At 71.2% G+C, this 19,897-nt stretch carries 15 protein-coding genes; 10 read left to right on the top strand and 5 right to left on the bottom strand.

Features of this window, described 5'->3' with window-relative positions; all coding sequences use genetic code 11:
• Positions 1-53 precede the first annotated feature (53 nt).
• A complete protein-coding gene (locus ACGF8B_RS06810) occupies positions 54-836 on the top strand; it encodes an isoprenyl transferase (protein WP_392735402.1) in 783 nt (260 codons plus the stop codon).
• Between the two features lie 45 nt (positions 837-881).
• On the opposite strand, the gene ACGF8B_RS06805 is transcribed toward ACGF8B_RS06810, so the two are convergent.
• The 3 genes from ACGF8B_RS06805 to ACGF8B_RS06795 form a co-directional block, all read right to left on the bottom strand.
• Positions 882-1,073, bottom strand: a complete 192-nt coding sequence (locus ACGF8B_RS06805) for a hypothetical protein (protein WP_392735401.1) — start codon at positions 1,071-1,073, stop codon at positions 882-884.
• A gap of 253 nt (positions 1,074-1,326) precedes the next feature.
• A complete protein-coding gene (locus tag ACGF8B_RS06800; RefSeq protein WP_392735399.1) occupies positions 1,327-1,536 on the bottom strand; it encodes a DUF397 domain-containing protein in 210 nt (69 codons plus the stop codon).
• The gene (locus ACGF8B_RS06795) at positions 1,533-2,363 is read right to left on the bottom strand and encodes a helix-turn-helix domain-containing protein (protein ID WP_392735397.1); all 831 of its coding nucleotides are present in this window, start codon (positions 2,361-2,363) and stop codon (positions 1,533-1,535) included. Before ACGF8B_RS06795 ends, ACGF8B_RS06800 begins: the two co-directional genes overlap by 4 nt.
• Positions 2,364-2,469: 106 nt before the next feature.
• On the opposite strand from ACGF8B_RS06795, the gene ACGF8B_RS06790 reads away from it, so the two are divergent.
• From ACGF8B_RS06790 to ACGF8B_RS06770, 5 genes are all read left to right on the top strand, one after another.
• Positions 2,470-2,730, top strand: a complete 261-nt coding sequence (locus ACGF8B_RS06790; protein ID WP_392735395.1) for a hypothetical protein — start codon at positions 2,470-2,472, stop codon at positions 2,728-2,730.
• Positions 2,727-3,179, top strand: a complete 453-nt coding sequence (locus ACGF8B_RS06785) for a hypothetical protein (protein WP_392735393.1) — start codon at positions 2,727-2,729, stop codon at positions 3,177-3,179. The genes ACGF8B_RS06790 and ACGF8B_RS06785 overlap by 4 nt, the downstream gene beginning before the upstream one ends.
• A 53-nt stretch (positions 3,180-3,232) precedes the next feature.
• Positions 3,233-4,858, top strand: coding sequence for an ABC transporter transmembrane domain-containing protein (locus ACGF8B_RS06780; RefSeq protein ID WP_392735391.1), 1,626 nt, complete (start codon positions 3,233-3,235; stop codon positions 4,856-4,858).
• Positions 4,855-6,627 carry an ABC transporter ATP-binding protein gene (locus ACGF8B_RS06775; protein ID WP_392735389.1) on the top strand — a complete coding sequence of 591 codons (1,773 nt, stop codon included), beginning with the start codon at positions 4,855-4,857 and terminating at the stop codon, positions 6,625-6,627. Before ACGF8B_RS06780 ends, ACGF8B_RS06775 begins: the two co-directional genes overlap by 4 nt.
• Before the next feature lie 119 nt (positions 6,628-6,746).
• The gene (locus ACGF8B_RS06770) at positions 6,747-7,778 is read left to right on the top strand and encodes an alcohol dehydrogenase (protein WP_392735387.1); all 1,032 of its coding nucleotides are present in this window, start codon (positions 6,747-6,749) and stop codon (positions 7,776-7,778) included.
• A gap of 18 nt (positions 7,779-7,796) precedes the next feature.
• Here ACGF8B_RS06770 and ACGF8B_RS06765 read toward each other — a convergent pair whose 3' ends face one another.
• Positions 7,797-9,347 (bottom strand): MFS transporter, encoded by a 1,551-nt coding sequence (locus ACGF8B_RS06765; RefSeq protein WP_392735385.1) that lies wholly within the window; start codon positions 9,345-9,347, stop codon positions 7,797-7,799.
• A 137-nt stretch (positions 9,348-9,484) separates the two neighbouring features.
• Here ACGF8B_RS06765 and ACGF8B_RS06760 point away from each other — a divergent pair, with 137 nt between their 5' ends.
• Together ACGF8B_RS06760 and ACGF8B_RS06755 are read left to right on the top strand one after the other, a co-directional pair.
• Positions 9,485-10,399 (top strand): TetR/AcrR family transcriptional regulator C-terminal domain-containing protein, encoded by a 915-nt coding sequence (locus tag ACGF8B_RS06760; RefSeq protein ID WP_392735384.1) that lies wholly within the window; start codon positions 9,485-9,487, stop codon positions 10,397-10,399.
• A 163-nt stretch (positions 10,400-10,562) separates the two neighbouring features.
• A complete protein-coding gene (locus tag ACGF8B_RS06755; protein WP_392735382.1) occupies positions 10,563-12,599 on the top strand; it encodes a M4 family metallopeptidase in 2,037 nt (678 codons plus the stop codon).
• 247 nt (positions 12,600-12,846) lie between these two features.
• Here ACGF8B_RS06755 and glgP read toward each other — a convergent pair whose 3' ends face one another.
• Positions 12,847-15,453, bottom strand: a complete 2,607-nt coding sequence (gene glgP / locus ACGF8B_RS06750) for an alpha-glucan family phosphorylase (RefSeq protein WP_392735380.1) — start codon at positions 15,451-15,453, stop codon at positions 12,847-12,849.
• A 595-nt stretch (positions 15,454-16,048) separates the two neighbouring features.
• On the opposite strand from glgP, the gene ACGF8B_RS06745 reads away from it, so the two are divergent.
• Both ACGF8B_RS06745 and treS read left to right on the top strand, forming a co-directional pair.
• Positions 16,049-18,088 (top strand): alpha-1,4-glucan--maltose-1-phosphate maltosyltransferase, encoded by a 2,040-nt coding sequence (locus ACGF8B_RS06745; protein WP_392735378.1) that lies wholly within the window; start codon positions 16,049-16,051, stop codon positions 18,086-18,088.
• Positions 18,085-19,791 carry a maltose alpha-D-glucosyltransferase gene (gene treS, locus ACGF8B_RS06740; RefSeq protein ID WP_392735377.1) on the top strand — a complete coding sequence of 569 codons (1,707 nt, stop codon included), beginning with the start codon at positions 18,085-18,087 and terminating at the stop codon, positions 19,789-19,791. Before ACGF8B_RS06745 ends, treS begins: the two co-directional genes overlap by 4 nt.
• Positions 19,792-19,897: the final 106 nt, after the last annotated feature.

The following is a 19,897-nucleotide window of genomic DNA, read 5'->3' as shown; positions in this document are numbered from 1 at the left end:
AGCCCCTGGTAGGGTCCGCGAAGACCACTCACAAACCGCGATGGAGATGGTTCATGAGGCTGCTCCCGTTGTTCCTCCGCCGGCCGATCGAGGCGGTGTACGAGCGCCGACTGGCCACCACGCTGACGGGGCTGCCCCGGCCCCAGCACGTCGGGATCATGCTCGACGGCAACCGGCGCTGGGCCCGGCAGGCGGGTCACACGGACGTCCGGGAGGGATACCGGGCAGGTGGCGCCAAGACGACCGAGTTCCTGGGCTGGTGCGCTGCCGACGGAATCGAGCGCGTGACGCTCTTCATGCTCTCCGACGACAATCTCGGGCGCCCCGCCGAGCAGCTCGGCCCGCTGATCGAGATCATCGAAGCGACCGTCCGGGACATCACGGCCGCGGGCCGTTCCTGGGAGGTCCAGGTGATCGGCTCGCTCGACATGCTGCCCGGCGCCAGTGCCCGGGTGCTCAAGGAGGCCGCCGCCTCGACCGCGGGGCGCGGCGGGCTCAAGGTGGACGTCGCGGTCGGCTACGGCGGCCGGCGGGAGATCGTCGACGCGGTGAAGAGCGCCTTCGAGGAGCACATCGCCGCCGGAGGCGACCCTGCCGAACTGGTCGACCGGTTCGACATCGAGGACATCTCCCGGCATCTGTACTCACCGACGGCCGACCACACCGACTTCATCATCCGGACCTCCGGAGAGCAGCGGCTGTCCGGCTTCCTCCTCTGGCAGTCCGCGTACGCCGAGATGCACTGGGTGGACTGCTACTGGCCGGCGTTCCGTCACGTGGACTTCCTGCGCGCACTGCGCTCGTACGCGAATCGCGAGCGGCGCTTCGGCAAATGACCCGCCGCGTCCCCGGCGGAAAGAGCTGGAACACCGGTATTGAGGTCAGCCGCTCGGACAGCTGTCGAGGTCGAGGATTGCCACGTAGGCGGCTTCGGCAGCGCGGCCGGGTGCGATGTCCGGCGGGGTCTTGGCCAGGAACTCCTCGGCCGTGCCGTTCTGGAGGATTCGGCCCGCCTTGAGGACGGTGACGTGGTCGGCCTCCACGGCGAGATCCTGGATGTCGTGGGTGGACATCAGGATTCTTACCTGGCCGGTCAGGGAGGCCAGTACGTTTAGGCAGGGATTGATCTCGCCTACGCAATCCGTCAGGTCTCAAGGCCGAAAACATGCGCGCCGAAAGCGAGAATGGCCGATTCCGGGAGGGCTCCGTCGGCAGTGCATCTTTTCGGGCGTACGGGGGGCTTTCGTCGTCGCGGCGGACAGCAAGAAGCCCCACCGCGCTCGGCGCAATGGGGCAATCCCGCAACGACGTGCACTGACCGGGCGGTCAGACGGCGCCGAACTCTCCGGCCTTGACGCCCGCCACGAACGAGGCGAACGACGCGGCGGAGGTGCTCAGCACCGGGCCGCCAGGAGTCTTCGAGTCGCGGACGGGAACCACGCCGAGCGAACCGACGAGGTTGGCAGCGACCTCGATGCACTGGCCGCCGTTGCTGCTGTAGGAGGACTTGAACCAGCGGGGGGATTCGGTGGTCACGGGATGCCCTTTCGTACCTGCTCGATCACGGCTACGGATGCCGCCTGGGACAGCGCTTCGGCCTGCATCTGATGGTAGGCCGTTACCAGCGGCTGCACGAACCTCATATCGCGCTCCAAGCACCCCTGTTGCGCCGACTCGGTGTACGCGATCTGCGACCGGTCGGCAAGGTTCAGCAGCGTCACGGGCAGGTCGAATGCCCTGCGCTCCCCCAGGTCGAACGGAGCCACCTGCACGACGGTTGACGGCAGTTCAGCGAAGGCGACGAGCTGGTCCAGCTGCTCCGCCATGACCCCGGAACCACCCACAGGACGCCTGATGCAGCTCTCGTCGAGGACGACGTACACCAGCGGCGCGGGAGTTCGCCGCAATGACTCCTGCCTTCGCGCGAGGAGCGACAACCGTTCTTCCGCCTGCTGCTCGGTGATCGCTCCACGCCGCACGGCACCCCTGGTGATGGCTGCGGCGTACTCCGGTGTCTGGAGCAAGCCAGGGATGATGCCGAGCTCGAAGAGCCTGATCTCTGCCGCGCGCACCTCGTGCGCCACGAACTCCGGGAAGCCCTCAAGTATCGCGGTGTTCCAAACGGCCCGCCCCTGGCGTTCGAGACGGTCACCCGTTCCGAACGCCCTGTCAGCACTTGCTGCGAAGCGAGGAGTTGGGGGCCGTCGACCAGTTTCGACGGCGGAAATATGCGTCCCGGAGCACCCCATGCGATCCGCCAGCTCGTCCTGCGTCCAGCCGCGCTCGTCGCGTAACTGACGCAGGCGCTGCCCAAAGCGGGCAACGGGCGATTTTTCGGGGTCCAGCTCTTTGCGGTTCACCATCCAGCAGTCCCATCTCTCCGCTCATTTGGCGCAAGTTGAAGACTCCCCAATCCTAAGCCACGCTGATCCCCCTTGGTAGCGGAACCGTTACGGAGAGGAGTGGCCCATGTCTGTGGAAGACGGCCCCCCGAGCGAGCAGAAGCCCCCACAAGTCCCCTCCACCGGAACGATGTTGGTGGACACCAGTCGTCGTGACCGGGTGGGTGAGTTCCGGGGCGTGACCGGCCCGTACTGGTCGTTGCGGCCGGTCTGCGGCGGTACGGAGTGGGAGGCAGAGCCCGGGAGCGTGCGGGAGCCGAGTCCCATAGAGCGCTTGCGGGCCGAGATGTCGCGGTGCAACGCCCGGAGCGAGGGGCGGATCCTGTGACCGGTGATGTGAACGGGCGGCCGGAGCAGGCGGGTTACCGGTGCGAGGCGCTCGCCGAGGGGCTCGTGTACGGCATGGACGAGACGGTGCGGTACGTGCTGGGCACCTTCCGGACCATCTCCCCCGTGCTCGCGCTGCGGTGGCTCGGCGGTCAGGCGTTGTGGATCGCGGACCGGATCGGCCTCGACCATCTCGCGGAGCTCCGTGCCTGGTACGAGGACCGCGAGTGCCAGCGCGCCTCCCACGCGCACATCAAGAGCGGCGCTCCGCTGCTGGTGGTCGTCCCCGACACGGACTGCACGTACACGCTGTCCGTACGATCCCTGGAGCAGGCGCCCGCGACGGAGTTGCGCCACGGCCCCGGGGAGGGATCCAGATCAGGAATCGCCCACTGCACCCGGTACGCCCACCCGACCGCCGCAGCGCCCTGCGCTACCTGTGGTGGCTGATCGTCTGCCAGCGCGGCCGGATCGCCGCCGGCGCGCTGCTCGGCAGCGCCTGGATGATCTGTCTGACGCTGCCGCCGTACCTGCTGTCCCGCGCCATCGACGACGGGCTGCAACCGGGGCGGTGGCCCGTGCTGGCCGGCTGGGTCGCGGCGCTGCTGGGCGTAGGGGTGCTGAACGCCTGGCTGGCGATCATGCGGCACCGCACGATGACCAGGGTGCGGCTGGACGCCGCCTTCCGTTCCGTGCGGGCGGTGGTCGCGCATTCGACCCGGCTGGGCGGGGCGCTGCCGCGCCGGGTCACGGCCGGGGAGGTCGTCACGATCGGGTTCGGCGATGTCGGGGTGATCGCCCACACCCTGACCATCACCGGGCCCGGCGTGGGTGCGGTCCTCGCCTTCCTCGTCGTGGCCGCGCTGTTGCTCGCCGTGTCACCGCTGCTCGCCGCGGTGGTGCTGCTCGGGGTGCCGTTGCTCGCGGTGCTGGTCGGCCCGCTGCTGGGACGGTTGCAGGCCGTCGAGGCGACGTACCGGGATCGGCAGGGCGGGCTCGCCGGCCGTTTCGCGGACATGGTGGGTGGCCTGCGCGTCCTGGGCGGCATCGGCGGCAAGGAGGTGTACGCCGCGCGCTACCTGCGCGGCTCGCGGGAGTTGCGGGCGGAGGGGTACCGCGTCGGCGCGGTGACCAGTTGGATCCAGGCCCTCGGCGTCGGCCTGCCCACCCTGTTCCTCGGGGCCGTGACCTGGCTCGCGGCCCGGATGGCCGCCGAAGGGGCCATCAGCGTGGGCGAGTTGGTCGCCGTCTACGGGTACGCCGCGGTGCTCGTGGTGCCGGTCGAGTTCTTCATCGAGGGCGGCTACGGTCTCAGCCGCGGACTGGTCGCCACCCGCCGGGTCATCCGGTTCCTGGACCTGGAGCCCGATTCCGCGGGCGGCGAAGCGGCGGCGGACGGACCCGGCGAGCCGGCCACGCTCCATGATCCGGCGTCCGGCGTGGAGGTGGTGCCCGGGCGGCTGACCGCGCTGGCCGGTGCCCGGCCGTCCCAGTCCGCGGCGGTGGTCGAGCGGCTCGGCCGGTTCACCGATTCGGCCGCGACCTGGGGCGCGATACGCCTCGACGAGATCGACCTGACGCAGGTGCGCCGGCGGATCCTGGTCGCGGACAACGAGGCCGATCTGTTCGCGGGTCCGCTGCGCGAGGTGATCGGCGGCGCCCGGGAACGGGACGAGGAGTCCATCGGCCGGGCCCTGTACGCGGCCGTGGCGCAGGACATCGTGCGCGGGCTGCCGGACGGACTCGACTCGCCGGTCGACGCGCAGGGCCGCAACCTCTCCGGAGGACAGCGCCAGCGCGTCCGGCTGGTCCGGGCGCTGCTCGCCGATCCCGAGGTGCTGCTGGCGGTGGAGCCCACCTCCGCGGTCGACGCGCACACCGAGGCGGCCGTCGCGACCCGGCTGCGCGAGGCGCGGGCCGGCCGCACCACGGTCGTCACCAGCACCTCACCGCTCCTGCTGGACCGGGCGGACACCGTGTACTACCTGGTCGACGGTCGCGTCGCGGCGGTCGGCAGCCACCGCGAACTGCTGGAGCGGGAGCCGGGCTACCGCCTCCTGGTGTCACGCGGTGCCGACGACCCCGGCGACGAAGGAACCGTCCCGCCGTCCAGGGAGGCCGTGCGATGACCACCGGATCCGGACCCGCGTCCCAGGACCTGCCCGTCGCCGAACCGTCCCGGACGCTCCGGGCCGCGTTCCGGCTGATCCGGCTGGACGGCCGGGTCTTCGCCGCCATGATCGGCCTCAACGCGCTGGCCGCCGGTGCCGGGCTCGTCGGCCCGTGGCTGCTCGGCCGCATCGTCGACGAGGTCGGGGCGGGCGCCGGGGTGGCCGCGGTGGACCGCCTGGCGCTCATCATCCTCGTCTTCGCCGTGGCGCAACTTCTCCTGGTCCGCTGGGCCGGTTACGTAGGACACCGCTTCGGCGAGCGGACGCTGGCACGGATCCGCGAGGAGTTCACCGACCGGACGCTGGCGCTGCCCGCCCGGGTGGCCGAACGGGCCGGGACGGGCGATCTGCTGACCCGGGGCACCACCGATGTCGCCATGGTCGGGGCCACGCTCCGGGACACCGGGCCCGAGGTGCTCATCGCCGCGGTGCAGGCGCTGTTCGTTCTCGGCGCGGTCTTCGTGCTCGACCCGCTGCTCGGTGCGTGCGGGGTGCTGGGGCTGCTCGGGATCTGGTTCGCCGCCCGCTGGTACCTGCGCCGGGCGCTCACCGCGTACCTGGCCGAGGGCAGCGCCAACTCGGCGCTCGCGGAGCAGCTCGCGGCCACCGCCGCCGGGGCCCGCACCGTCGAGGCGCTCGGGCTTCAGCAGCGCCGTGTCGCCGCCTGCGACGAGGCCGTCGAGGAGTGCCGGCGGACCCGGACCAGGACGCTGTTCCTGCGCAGTGTGCTCTTCCCGGCCGTGGACATCTCGTACGTCGTCCCGGTGGCCGGTGTCCTGCTGGTCGGTGGCGTACTGCACGACCACGGCGCGGTGACCCTCGGTGCGGTGGTCGCCTCGGCCCTGTATCTGCGGCAGCTCTCGCAGCCCCTGGACACCATCCTCCAGCGCCTCGAACAGCTCCAGAGCAGCAGCGCCTCCTTCGCCAGGATCGAGGGTCTCGCCCCGGCGGCGCACGTACCGCCGGCCGCCTCCCCCGCACCGGCCGGCGACCTGATCGAGGTGACGGACGTGCGTTTCGCCTACGACGGCGGGGGCGACGTGCTGCATGGCGTCGGCCTGACGGTCCGTCCCGGCGAGCGGCTGGCGGTCGTCGGCCCGTCCGGCGCGGGCAAGACCACGCTGGGCAGGCTGCTGGCCGGCCTGGACTCGCCGCGCACCGGCTCGGTGACGGTCGGACGGGTGCCGGTCGCCGGGCTGGACCCCGAGCGGCTGCGCAGGCATGTCGTCCTGGTCACCCAGGAGCACCACGTCTTCCTCGGCACGGTCCGGGACAATCTGCGGATCGCCTCGGCCGACGCCACCGACGGCGAACTGCGCGCGGCGCTGGCCGCCGTCGGCGCCGACTGGGCCGACGAGCTGCCGGACGGCCTGGACACCGATCTGGGCCACGGGGCGCACCGGCCGGACGGCGCCCGTGCGCAGCAGCTGGCCCTGGCGCGCGTGGTGCTGGCCGATCCGCACACGCTGATACTCGACGAGGCCACCGCGTTCCTGGACCCGGGGACCGCCCGGCACACGGAGCGGGCGCTGGCCGCCGTTCTCGAAGGCCGGACCGTGGTCGCCGTCGCGCACCGTCTTCAGACGGCCCACGACGCCGACCGGGTGGCGGTGATGGAGGACGGCCGGATCACCGAACTGGGCACCCATGACGAGCTGGTGGCGGCGGGCGGCGCGTACGCCGCGCTCTGGCGCTCCTGGCACGGCGAACGGCCGTCCGCGTCCTGAAGGCCCCCGTCCCGAAGTCCCCGCCCCGCCCCGTCCGCCCTGGCCGGCGTGCGCGGGCGGGGCGGAGCTGGTCTGCTGGTCCGGGGGGGGCCGACCGTCCATGACCCGGAGAGATCCAGATGAGCGTCCCCAGCACCTACCGAGCCGCGCAGGCCGCAGCCGCCGGCGGCCCCTTCGAGATCGTCGAGCGTGCGGTGCCGCAGCCGGGTCCGGGGCACGTCCGGATCTCCGTGGACGCCTGCGGGGTCTGTCACAGCGACGCGCTCTTCGTGGACGGCGCGCTGCCGGGCGTACGGTTCCCGGTGGTCCCGGGGCACGAGATCGCCGGCCGGATCGAGGCACTGGGCGAGGGCACGCGGAGCGCCTGGCAGGTGGGCGACCGGGTGGCGGTGGGCTGGTTCGGCGGCAGCTGCGGCCACTGCACGCCCTGCCGGCAGGGTGACTTCGTGGTCTGCCTGAACCTGAAGGTGCCCGGGTGGGCGTACGACGGCGGCTACGCCGAGAGCGTGGTCGTCCCGGCGGACGCCCTGGCCCGGATCCCCGACGAGCTGTCGGCGGTCGACGCGGCGCCGATGGGCTGTGCGGGGGTGACCACGTTCAACGGGCTGCGGCGCAGTTCCGCCCGGCCGGGCGACCTGGTCGCCGTGCTGGGCATCGGCGGCCTCGGTCACCTGGGCGTGCAGTACGCGGCCGCGATGGGCTTCGAGACGGTGGCGATCGCCCGGGGGGCCGCCAAGGCCGGCTTCGCGAAGGAGCTCGGCGCCCACCACTACATCGACAGCACCGCGGGCCCCGGCGTCGCGGACGCGCTCCAGGCCCTGGGCGGGGCCAGGGTGGTGCTGGCCACCGCCGCCAACTCCGCGGCCATCACGTCGACCGTGGACGGGCTCGCGCCGCGCGGCGAGCTGGTGGTCATCGGGGCGGACCCGGAGCCGCTGGGCATCAGCCCGAACCAGTTGCTGATGTCCGGCAAGGTCGTCCGGGGCCATCCGTCCGGCACCGCGCAGGACGTGCAGGACACCCTGGCGTTCAGCACCCTGCACGGGATCCGCCCGATGACCGAGGCCGTGCCGCTGGCCGACGCGGAGGCCGCGTACCGGAAGATGATGTCCGGCGCGGCCCGCTTCCGGATGGTGCTCACCACCTCCTGAGGCCCGGTGCCGCGGGTCTCAGCTCGGCGTACGCACGCCCCGGAGCAGTACGACGCAGAGCACGGCGGCGCCGGCCATCACGGCGGCGGCACCGGCCGCGGCCATGTCCAGGCCGTGGGTGAAGGCCCGGTCCGCGGAGGCGAGCACCGTCTCCCCCAGCCGGTGCGGGAGCTGCCGGGCCACCGCCGCCGCGCCGCCCAGGGTCTCCCGTGCCGCGTCGGGCACATCGGCGGGCACCGCGGCGTTCATGTCCCGGCCGTAGACGGCGGCGCCGATCGAGCCGAGCAGTGCCATCCCGAGGGCGCCGCCGAGCTCCTGGCCCGATTCGAGGACGGCGGCGGCGGAGCCCGCGCGCTCGGGCGGTGCGGCGCCCAGCGCGAGTTCGTTGGCGAGGGTCATCGCGGCGACCAGGCCGCCCGCGTAGACGGCGGACCCGGCGAGGGTCGTCCACAGCGGCGAGTCCACCCCGGTCCGGGTGAGCCAGAGGAAGCCCGCGGCGGAGACGAGGAACCCGCCGGCCATCACGTATCCGCGGTCGAACCGGCGGGCGAGCGCACCGCCCACGGGGGCGGCGACCAGCACTCCGAGGGACGGGACCAGGCTCCACATCGCCGCCTCGAAGGGGCTTTTGCCCAGGACGGACTGCACGTACTGGGAGAAGAACGGGGCGAATCCGACCGTGGCCGCCATGGCCAGCAGGTTGACGGCGACCGATCCGCCGAAGGCGCGGCGGCGCAGCAGGGCGAGGTCGACCATCGGGTGGGCGAGCCCGGCCTGCCGGCGGAGGAAGACGAGGCCCAGGCAGAGTCCGGCGGTGATCCCGAGGGCCGGCAGCGGCCGGTAGCCGTGTGCGGCCAGCTCCTTGATGCCGTGGATCAGCGGCAGCAGCGCGGCGAGCGAGAGCACCGCGCTCAGGGTGTCGAACCTGCCCGGGGCGGGCGACTTGGACTCCGGCAGCAGCAGCGGGGCGAGGACGAGCAGCAGGGCCATGGCGGGCAGGTTGACGAGGAACACGGCGCCCCACCAGAAGTGTTCGAGGAGCGCCCCGCTGAGGACCGGGCCGACGGAGATGCCGGTGGCCAGCACGGTCGTCCAGACGGCGACCGCGCGGGCCCGCTGCCCGGGGTCGTGGAAGAGGTTGCGTACGAGGGCGAGGGTGGACGGCATCAGGCAGGCGCCGCCCACGCCGAGGAGTGCGCGGGCGGCGATCAGCGCCCCGGGGGACTGCGCGTAGGCGGCGGCCACCGAGGCGGCGGCGAACACGACCGTGCCGGCGATCAGTACCTTCCGGCGGCCGACGCGGTCGCCGAGCGCACCCATCGTGATGAGGAGTCCGGCGAGGACGAAGCCGTACATGTCCAGGATCCACAACTGCTGGGTGGAGCCGGGTTCGAGGTCCGCGCCGATGGCCGGCAGGGCGTAGAAGAGGATGGAGACGTCCATCGAGACGAAGAGCAGCGGCAGCATCAGCACGCCCAGCGCGATCCACTCGCGGCGCCCGGCGCGCGGGGCGGCGGGCTCCGGTGGGGCGGGGGCGGGCGGGGCTGGGGTGTGCGGTCCTGAAGTCATGGCGGGAGCACAGCAGTCGCCGCGCGTACACCGCAAACAGTGCCGTAGTGCACCGGTCGGCCCGCTTCGATCCACCGCCGGAATTCCCGGGGTTGACGGGGCGTACGCCGTCACCGGTGCACTAGTACAGTGCCCCGGTGACGACCGAACCGCCCTACCTCAGGATCGCCGGTGAACTGCGCCGCCGGATCGTCGCCGGCGAGCTCGCCCCGGGCGACCGGCTGCCCTCGACGCGCGCGATCGTCCGGGAGTGGGAGGTCGCGATGGCGACCGCCACCAAGGCGCTGTCGGTGCTGCGCGGCGAGGGCCTGGTGCGGGCGGTGCCGGGGGTCGGGACGGTCGTGGCCGAGCGGGCCGCGCCGGGCCCCGGCGACGTGGGCGGCGGGGCCGCGCTGAGCCGTGCGCGCATCGTGCGTACCGCCATCGAACTGGCCGACGCCGAAGGGCTGCCCGCGGTCTCGATGCGCCGGGTCGCGACCGTCCTGGCCACCTCCACCATGGCGCTGTACCGCCATGTGCCGGGCAAGGCCGAGCTGGTCCGGCTGATGTCGGACGAGGCGTTCGCGGAACACCCGCTGGGCGCGGTGCCGCACGGCTGGCGGCCGGGGCTGGAACTCGCCGCCCGGTGGCTGCGGTCGGTGTACGGGCGCCATCCCTGGCTGGCCCAGGCCGTGGCCTCCTTCACCCGGCCGACGGCGTCCCCGCACGCGATGCGGTACACGGAGTGGGTACTGCGCGTCCTCGCCGGCACCGGACTGCCGCCGCACACGAAGCTCCACATCCACCTCACGCTCTTCGCCCATGTGCAGGGACTGGCGATGGCAGGCGAGCTGGAATCGCAGGCCCTCCAGGACACCGGGCTCTCCGCGGAGGCATGGATGGAAAGAAACGAGCCACAATTCGACGCCATCTCGGCCAGCGGCGACTACCCCTTCCTCAACTCACTGTTCGAACACGAGGCGTTCGAGCTCGACCTCGGGATTCTCTTCGAATTCGGGCTCCGGAGGACGCTGGACGGCATCGCGGTGATGATCGGCGAAACGTCCGCTTAACGAACACGACGTTTCCGGCAACGAACGAAATCCGGCCAACTTGTTGACGCGCTCCTGACAGGAACATCTTCCGGCTGACACTCTTCACCCCGTTCTGCGCTCTTCTCGCTCACCCCGGACGGCTCACCGTGCCGCCGGTACCCCCCTCGCAGAAGGAGTCCGCGTGAGATCCACGCCCAGCCGTCGTGCCACCGCGACCGGCGCTCTGATAGCCGCAGCAGCCCTCGTAGCCGTCGGCGTCCAGACCGGCACGGCCACTGCAACTCCCAGCAGCGCCACAGCGGCGACCTCGGCGGCGGCCGGCGCCGACCACGGTGCCCTGGCCAAGCAGCTCTCCCCGTCCCAGCGCGCCGAGCTGATCCGCAAGGCGGACGCGAGCAAGGCGGACACGGCCAAGGACCTCGGTCTCGGCTCGCAGGAGAAGCTCGTCGTCCGGGATGTCGTCCAGGACAACAACGGCACCACGCACACGCGCTACGAGCGCACCTTCGCCGGACTTCCGGTACTCGGCGGCGACCTGGTCGTCATGGAGTCCAAGTCCGGGGCGACCCAGAGCGTCACCAAGGCCTCCAAGGCGACCAGCGGTCAGCTGAAGGCCGTGGACCTGAAGGCGGACGTCGCGCCCGCCAAGGCCGAGAAGCAGGCACTCGGCCTCGCCAAGGCCGACGGTTCGAAGAAGACCGAGGCCGACCGGGCACCCCGCAAGGTGGTCTGGATGGCGCAGGGCAAGCCGCAGCTCGCCTACGAGACCGTCGTCGGCGGCCTCCAGCACGACGGCACCCCCAACGAGCTGCACGTCATCACCGACGCGGCCACCGGGGCGAAGCTGTACGAGTGGCAGGGTGTCGAGAACGGCACCGGCAACACCCAGTTCAGCGGCCAGGTCACCCTCGGCACCGCACCGTCGTACACCCTGACGGACACGGGCCGCGGCAACCACAAGACCTACAACCTGAACCACGGCAGCTCCGGCACCGGGACGCTGTTCACCAACTCCACCGACGTGTGGGGCAACGGCAACCCGTCGAACGCCGAGACGGCCGCCGCGGACGCGCACTACGGCGCGGCCGAGACGTGGGACTACTACAAGAACGTGCACGGCCGCACCGGCATCCGCGGTGACGGTGTCGGCGCGTACTCCCGTGTCCACTACGGCAACAACTACGTCAACGCCTTCTGGCAGGACAGCTGCTTCTGCATGACGTACGGCGACGGCTCGGGCAACAACGCCCCGCTGACCTCGCTCGACGTCGCCGCGCACGAGATGTCGCACGGTGTCACCGCCGCCACCGCCAACCTGGTGTACAGCGGCGAGTCCGGTGGCCTCAACGAGGCGACCAGCGACATCTTCGCCACCGCGGTCGAGTTCTACGCCAACAACTCCAGCGACGTGGGCGACTACCTCATCGGCGAGAAGATCGACATCAACGGTGACGGCACCCCGCTGCGTTACCAGGACAAGCCGAGCAAGGACGGCGCGTCCAAGGACGCGTGGTACTCGGGCATCGGCAACATCGACGTCCACTACTCCTCGGGCCCGGCGAACCACTTCTTCTACCTGCTCTCCGAGGGCAGCGGCGCCAAGGTCATCAACGGGGTCTCCTACGACTCCCCGACCTCCGACGGCCTCCCGGTGACCGGCATCGGCCGCGCCAAGGCCGAGCAGATCTGGTTCAAGGCGCTCTCCACCAAGTTCACCTCCACCACCAACTACGCGGCGGCCCGCACCGGCACCCTCGCCGTGGCCGGTGAGCTGTACGGCACCACCAGCGCCGAGTACAAGGCCGTCATGAACGCCTGGGCGGCCATCAACGTCGGCACCCGTGACGGCGGCGGCAACCCGGACCCGGGCGGCAAGGTCTTCGAGAGCAAGACGACCGTCGCCATCCCGGACCGCGGTGCGGCCGTCACCAGCTCGGTCAACGTCACCGGTGTCACCGGCAACGCGCCCAGCACCCTCAAGGCCGACGTGGACATCACCCACACCTACCGCGGTGACCTGGTCGTCGACCTCGTCGCCCCGGACGGCACCGCCTACCGGCTGAAGAACTCCTCGGCCGGCGACCCGGCGGACGACGTCCGCGGCACCTACACGGTCGACGCGTCGTCCGAGGTCGCCAACGGCACCTGGAAGCTGAAGGTCCAGGACGTCTACTCGGGTGACACGGGCAAGATCAACAGCTTCAAGCTCACCTTCTGAACCCCGCACCGGTCATGACCCGGTGACCACCGCCCGGCAGGAGCTCACGCCCTGCCGGGCGGTTGCGTGTCCGGCGGGCGCTCAGCGCCTGTCGGGTGGCCTCTGACCGGGCGGCCACGCCCTGGCACGCACGCTTCCCGCGTTGCCGGGATGTCCGAGTAGCTCCGCTACGAGGACATCCCGGCGCCTTGGAATCGCACGCACCAGACCGCGTCCACCATCCGATCGAAGGCCACCCGACAGGCTCTCAGCGCATCAGCACACCCGCACCGTCCACGGCCGCCTCCGCGGGCAGCGCCACCAGGCCGAGTTCCGCCCCGGTCGCCAGCAGCGGATGGGCCGGCAGCACCCGCACCGTGTAGCCGTAGGGGCCCGTGCGGTCGAGGGCGAGCGGCCCCTCGTAGAGCCAGCGGCCCTCCAGGTCCTGGCCCCCGGCCGGCTTCAGCGGGAAGACCTGGGCGTCCGAGATCGCGTCGGCCGCGTCCACCCGGCCGGCCACCGCCTGCACCTCCACGTCGTCCGGCTCCAGCACCCCGAGGGCGACCCTGACCCGGAGCAGCAGTGCCGAGCCCAGCTCGGCCGATCCGTCCGCCGCGGTGGGCGCCACGGCCTCCACGTGGTCGACGGCCACCCGCGGCCAGGCGGCCCGGACCCGGGCCTTCCAGTCGGCGAGCCGGCGAGCCGTCCCGGGGTCCAGCGCGCGCCGGGCGCGCGCGGCGGGCACGTACAGCCGCTCCACGTACTCGCGGACCATCCGGTCGGCCAGCACCTTGGGACCGAGCGTGCCGAGCGTGCGGCGGACCATCTCGATCCAGCGCCCCGGAAGCCCCTCCTCGCCGCCCAGGTCGTAGAAGCGCGGCACGACCCGGTCCTCGATCAGCTCGTAGAGGGCGGCCGCCTCCAGATCGTCCCGGCGGTCCTCGTCCAGGGCCAGACCGTCGGCGGTCGGGATCGCCCAGCCGAAGTCCGGCTCGAACCACTCGTCCCACCAGCCGTCGAGCACCGAGAGGTTGAGGCAGCCGTTGAGCGCGGCCTTCATCCCGCTCGTACCGCAGGCCTCCAGCGGGCGCAGCGGATTGTTCAGCCATACGTCGCAGCCCGGGTAGAGCTTCTGCGCCATGGCCATCCCGTAGTCCGGCAGGAACACGATGCGGTGGCGCACCCGGGGGTCGTCGGAGAACCGCACCAGCTCCTGCACCAGCCGCTTCCCGCCGTCGTCGGCGGGGTGGGCCTTGCCGGCCACGACGATCTGGACCGGCCGGTCCGGGTGGAGCAGCAGTTCCCGCAGCCGGTCGCGGTCGCGCAGCATCAGCGTCAGCCGCTTGTACGAGGGGACGCGCCGGGCGAAGCCGATCGTCAGCACGTCCGGGTCGAGCACGCCGTCGATCCAGCCCAGTTCGGCCGGCTCCGCGCCCCGGGCCCGCCAGGAGGCGTGCAGCCGTTCACGCACCTCGGTGACCAGCTGGGCGCGCAGGGAACGCCGCAGCTCCCACAGCTCACGGTCGGGGACCCCGGCGGCGGACTCCCAGCGTCCGGGCGTGCCGCCGTAGCGGTTGCGCAGCCGGAAGACCTCGGGCGCGACCCAGGTGGGCGCGTGCACCCCGTTGGTCACCGAGGTGATCGGCACCTCGGCCGGGTCGAAGCCCGGCCACAGCCCGGCGAACATCTCCCGGCTGACCGATCCGTGCAGGGTGGAGACCCCGTTGGCCCGCTGGGCCAGCCGCAGCCCCATCACCGCCATGTTGAAGAGGCCGGTCTCACCACCGGGGTAGGTCTCCGTGCCCAGTTGCAGGATGCGTTCGACGCCCACGCCGGGGAGTTCGCCGTCGTCGCCGAAGTGCCGGGCGACCAGTTCGCGGTCGAAGCGGTCGATCCCGGCGGGCACCGGGGTGTGGGTGGTGAAGACGGTGCCGGCCCGGACGGACTCCATCGCGGAGTCGAAGTCGAGTCCGGTGCCGGAGAGTTCCCGGATGCGTTCGAGCCCGAGGAAGCCGGCGTGCCCCTCGTTGGTGTGGAACACCTCGGGTTCCGGGTGGCCGGTGAGACGGCAGTACGTGCGCACCGCGCGCACCCCGCCGATGCCGAGGAGCATCTCCTGGAGCAGCCGGTGCTCGCTGCCGCCGCCGTACAGCCGGTCGGTCACCTCGCGTTCGCCCGGTGCGTTCTCCTCCACGTCGGAGTCGAGCATCAGCAGCGGTACCCGGCCGACCCGGGCCAGCCAGATGTGTGCGTGCAGCGAACGGCCGCCGGGCAGGGCCAGCACCACCCGGCTCGGGGTGCCGTCGGCCTCGCGCACCAGGGCGACCGGGAGCTCGTTCGGATCGAGCACCGGGTAGTGCTCCTGCTGCCAGCCGTCGCGCGACAGGCTCTGGCGGAAGTAACCGTGCCGGTAGAGCAGGCCGACCCCGATGAGCGGTACGCCGAGGTCACTGGCGGCCTTGAGGTGGTCGCCGGCGAGGATGCCGAGCCCGCCGGAGTACTGGGGCAGGGCGGCGGTCACCCCGAACTCGGGTGAGAAGTAGGCGACGGCGGCCGGGAGTTCGGCGCCCAGCTCCAGCTGTTGCTGGTACCACCTGGGGCCGTCCAGATAGTTCCGAAGGTCCTGGGACGCCCCGGTCAGCCGGTGCAGGAACTGCTCGTCCCGGGCCAGCTCGGCGAGCCGGCCCGCGGACACCGCACCGAGCAGCCGCACGGGATCGCACTCCGCCGGCGCCCGGATCTCCGGGTCGACGGCCTGGAACAGCTCACGGGTCTCGGGGTGCCAGGACCAGCGCAGATTGCGGGCGAGGTCGCTGAGCGGTTGAAGGGGGTCGGGGAGGACGGGACGCACGGTGAATCGACGAATGGCCTTCACGTATTCCACCTTCGCAGGGGACGCGGGGATCCGAGGGGACATACCTCGGTGCGTCCCCCACGCCCGTTCCGGCACATCGGCCACACAGGTAATGGCCGATTCCCTTCCCCCGTTCGCTCTTGTGGCGCTCCGCACCAGAGGGAAAGCTGCCCAGTGGCGTCCGGAAGGGCACCGGCGGGCCCGTGGAAACTCGGGGCGGCGCCCGACACGGACAGGTCGTCACAGAAACACCCGAGTATTTGACAAACCACCGGATCGGCCCACCGGGAATCGCGGGAAGGCTTCTCCGGTACACAGCCCGAGTGCGCTCCGGGTGCCGCATGGACGACGCCCGGATGCAGCACGAATGCGAGGCATCCGCGGGCCGGTTTTCACCCGGTTGACATCCGCGAAACATACCCGTGCCCCGCCCATTCGACTGCCATTCGAGTGAATGCGGACAGGAGCGGCCATGCCCACACACGGTCAGCCGTCAATCGAGCAGCTAGAAAGGACGCACCCCATCGGTCGCGGTGCGCGTATTCCGCCCTCCGCCGCTGTGCCGCGTCCCGTTCGGCCCGAGCCCCAGTCCCGGGCCCAGTCCCCAGGTGATTCCATGATCGGTCGCATTCCCGTACTCGACGTCCGTCCCCTCGTCGACTGCGGCCAGAGGCCCGCCAAGGCCGTTGCCGGTGAGACCTTCCAGGTCACCGCGACCGTCTTCCGCGAGGGCCATGACGCCGTCGCCGCCAATGTGGTCATGACGGACCCGGGCGGGCGCCCCGGCCCCTGGACACCGATGCGCGAGCTGGCCCCGGGCACCGACCGCTGGGGCGCCGACGTCACCCCGGACTCGGAGGGCCGCTGGACGTATACGGTCGAGGCCTGGAGCGATCCGGTCGCCACCTGGCGGCAGCACGCCGGGATCAAGATTCCGGCGGGGATCGACACCGCGCTCGTCCTGGCGGAGGGCGCCGGGCTGTACGAGCGGGCCGCCGGCGGCGTACCCAAGCGGGACGGGCGCGAGGCGGTACTGGCCGCCGTGGACGCGCTGCGCGACGAGTCCCGGCCGGCCGCCGCCCGGCTGGCCGCGGCGCTCGCCCCCGAGGCACTGGCGGCGCTCGCCCGGCACCCGCTGCGCGAACTGGTCAGCGCGTCCCGGCCACTGCCGTTGGTGGTGGAGCGCCGGCGGGCCCTGTTCGGCTCCTGGTACGAGCTGTTCCCCCGCTCGGAGGGCGCCGTGGTCGAGCGGGCCGCCCCGCCCGCGAGGCGCAGGGGCGGGACCGGGAAGGCGGCGAAGGTCCCGACGAGGATCGTCGGCGGCACCTTCCGCACGGCCGCCGAACGGCTGCCCGCGGTCGCCGCGATGGGCTTCGACGTGGTCTACCTGCCGCCGGTCCACCCGATCGGGACCACCCACCGCAAGGGCCCCGACAACGCCCTCTCCGCCGCCCCGCACGACGTGGGGGTGCCGTGGGCGATCGGCTCGGCCGAGGGCGGTCACGACGCCGTGCACCCCGCTCTCGGCACCCTCGACGACTTCGATCATTTCGTTGCGACCGCCCGGAATCTGCGTATGGAGATCGCTCTCGATTTCGCGCTCCAGTGCTCTCCGGACCATCCCTGGGTGGAGAAACATCCGGAGTGGTTCCACCATCGCGCGGACGGCACGATCGCCTATGCCGAGAATCCGCCGAAGAAATACCAGGACATCTATCCGATCGCCTTCGACAAGGACATGGGCGGACTGGTCGCCGAGACGGTGCGCATTCTGCGGTTCTGGATGGATCACGGTGTGCGGATCTTCCGCGTGGACAATCCGCACACCAAGCCGGTGATCTTCTGGGAGAAGGTGATCGCGGACATCAACAGCACCGATCCCGATGTGATCTTCCTGGCCGAGGCATTCACCCGGCCCGCGATGATGAAGACGCTCGCGTCCATCGGATTCCAGCAGTCCTACACGTATTTCACCTGGCGCAACACCCGGCATGAAATCACCGAATACGTCACGGAGCTGTCGGGCGAAGCCGCCTCCTGCATGCGGCCCAACTTCTTCGTGAACACCCCGGACATCCTGTCCGGATATCTCCAGGACGGAGGCCGCCCGGCCTTCGAGGCGCGGGCCGTGCTCGCCGCGACGCTCTCCCCGTCCTGGGGTGTGTACGCGGGCTACGAGCTCTGCGAGAACACCCCGGTCCGGCCCGGCAGCGAGGAGTACCTCCACTCGGAGAAGTACGAGATCCGGCCCAGGGACTGGGAGGCGGCGGAGCGCGAGGGCCGTTCGCTGGCCCCGCTCATCACCACGCTCAACCGCATCCGGCGGCGCAATCCGGCGTTGCAGCAACTGCGGGACGTGCACTTCCACTCCACCGACAACGACGCGTTGATCGCGTACAGCAAGCGTTCGGGTTCGAACATCGTTCTGGTGGTCGTCAACCTCGACCCGCACCACACCCACGAGGCCACGGTCTCGTTGGACATGCCGCGACTCGGCCTCGACCGGCACGAGCGCGTGCCGGTGCGCGACGAGCTCACCGGCGATACCTATCACTGGGGCAGGACCTTCTACGTGCGCCTAGAGCCGGGCGTCACGCCCGCGCACGTCGTGGTCCTGCGACCGTCCCCGCCGACCGGAGGGTCACCCACACCATGATCGTCAATGAGCCTGTCCACGACACGTTCGAGGACACCCCGGCCAAGGACCGCGATCCCGACTGGTTCAAGCGCGCCGTCTTCTACGAGGTCCTCGTCAGGTCCTTCCAGGACTCCAACGGCGACGGAATCGGCGACCTCAAGGGCATCACCTCCAAACTGGACTATCTCCAGTGGCTGGGCGTCGACTGCCTCTGGCTGCCACCGTTCTTCAAGTCGCCGTTGCGCGACGGGGGTTACGACGTCTCCGACTACACCGCCGTGCTGCCGGAGTTCGGTGATCTGGCCGACTTCGTGGAGTTCGTCGACGCCGCGCATCAGCGCGGGATGCGCGTGATCATCGATTTCGTCATGAACCACACGAGCGATCAGCACGACTGGTTCCAGCAGTCCCGCACCGACCCCGAGGGGCCGTACGGCGACTACTACGTCTGGGCCGACGACGACAAGCAGTTCCCGGACGCCCGGATCATCTTCGTGGACACGGAGACGTCCAACTGGACCTTCGACCCGGTGCGCAAGCAGTACTACTGGCACCGGTTCTTCTCCCACCAGCCCGATCTCAACTACGAGAACCCGGCGGTGCAGGAGGAGATCATCTCCGCGCTCCGCTTCTGGCTGGACCTCGGCATCGACGGCTTCCGGGTGGACGCCGTGCCGTACCTCTACCAGCGGGAGGGCACCAACTGCGAGAACCTCCCGGAGACCCACGACTTCCTCAAGCGGGTCCGCAAGGAGATCGACGCGCACTACCCGGACACCGTGCTGCTCGCCGAGGCCAACCAGTGGCCGGAGGACGTCGTCGACTACTTCGGCGAGTACCGGGCCGGCGGCGACGAGTGCCACATGGCGTTCCACTTCCCCGTGATGCCGCGGATCTTCATGGCGGTGCGGCGCGAGAGCCGCTACCCGGTCTCGGAGATCCTGGCGAAGACACCGGCGATCCCGGCGAACTGCCAGTGGGGCATCTTCCTGCGCAACCACGACGAGCTGACCCTCGAAATGGTCACGGACGAAGAGCGCGACTACATGTACGCGGAGTACGCCAAGGATCCGCGGATGCGGGCCAACATCGGCATCCGGCGGCGACTCGCGCCGCTGCTGGACAACGACCGCAACCAGATCGAGCTGTTCACCGCGCTGCTGCTGTCACTGCCCGGCTCCCCGATCCTCTACTACGGGGACGAGATCGGGATGGGCGACAACATCTGGCTCGGCGACCGGGACGCGGTACGCACCCCGATGCAGTGGACGCCCGACCGGAACGCCGGGTTCTCCTCCAGCGACCCGGGGCGGCTCTACCTCCCCACGATCATGGATCCGGTCTACGGCTACCAGGTCACCAACGTCGAGGCGGCGATGGCCTCCCCGTCGTCGCTGCTGCACTGGACGCGGCGGATGATCGAGATCCGCAAGCAGAACCCGGCCTTCGGTCTCGGCTCGTACAACGAACTGCCGTCGTCGAACCCGGCCGTGCTCGCCTTCACCCGTGAGCACGGCGACGATCTCGTGCTGTGCGTGCACAACTTCTCGCGGTTCGCGCAGCCGACGGAGCTCGATCTGCGGTCGTTCGAGGGGCGTCATCCGGTGGAGCTGATCGGCGGGGTGCGCTTCCCCGCCATCGGCAAGTGGCCCTACCTGCTCACTCTCGCGGGGCACGGTTTCTACTGGTTCCGGCTGCGCAAGGACGCGCCGCCCAGCTGACCGGACAGCACGTCGTACCACCAACCGCGGGGCGGTTTCCGCCGCCCCGCACGGGACGCCCTCCCCCACATCGCACACGTACGGCCCCTTCCGGGCCCCATCTGGC

Source organism: Streptomyces sp. NPDC047917 (assembly GCF_043204345.1).
GTDB lineage: Bacteria > Actinomycetota > Actinomycetes > Streptomycetales > Streptomycetaceae > Streptomyces > Streptomyces sanglieri.
This window is presented reverse-complemented; position numbering and strand designations above follow the sequence as displayed.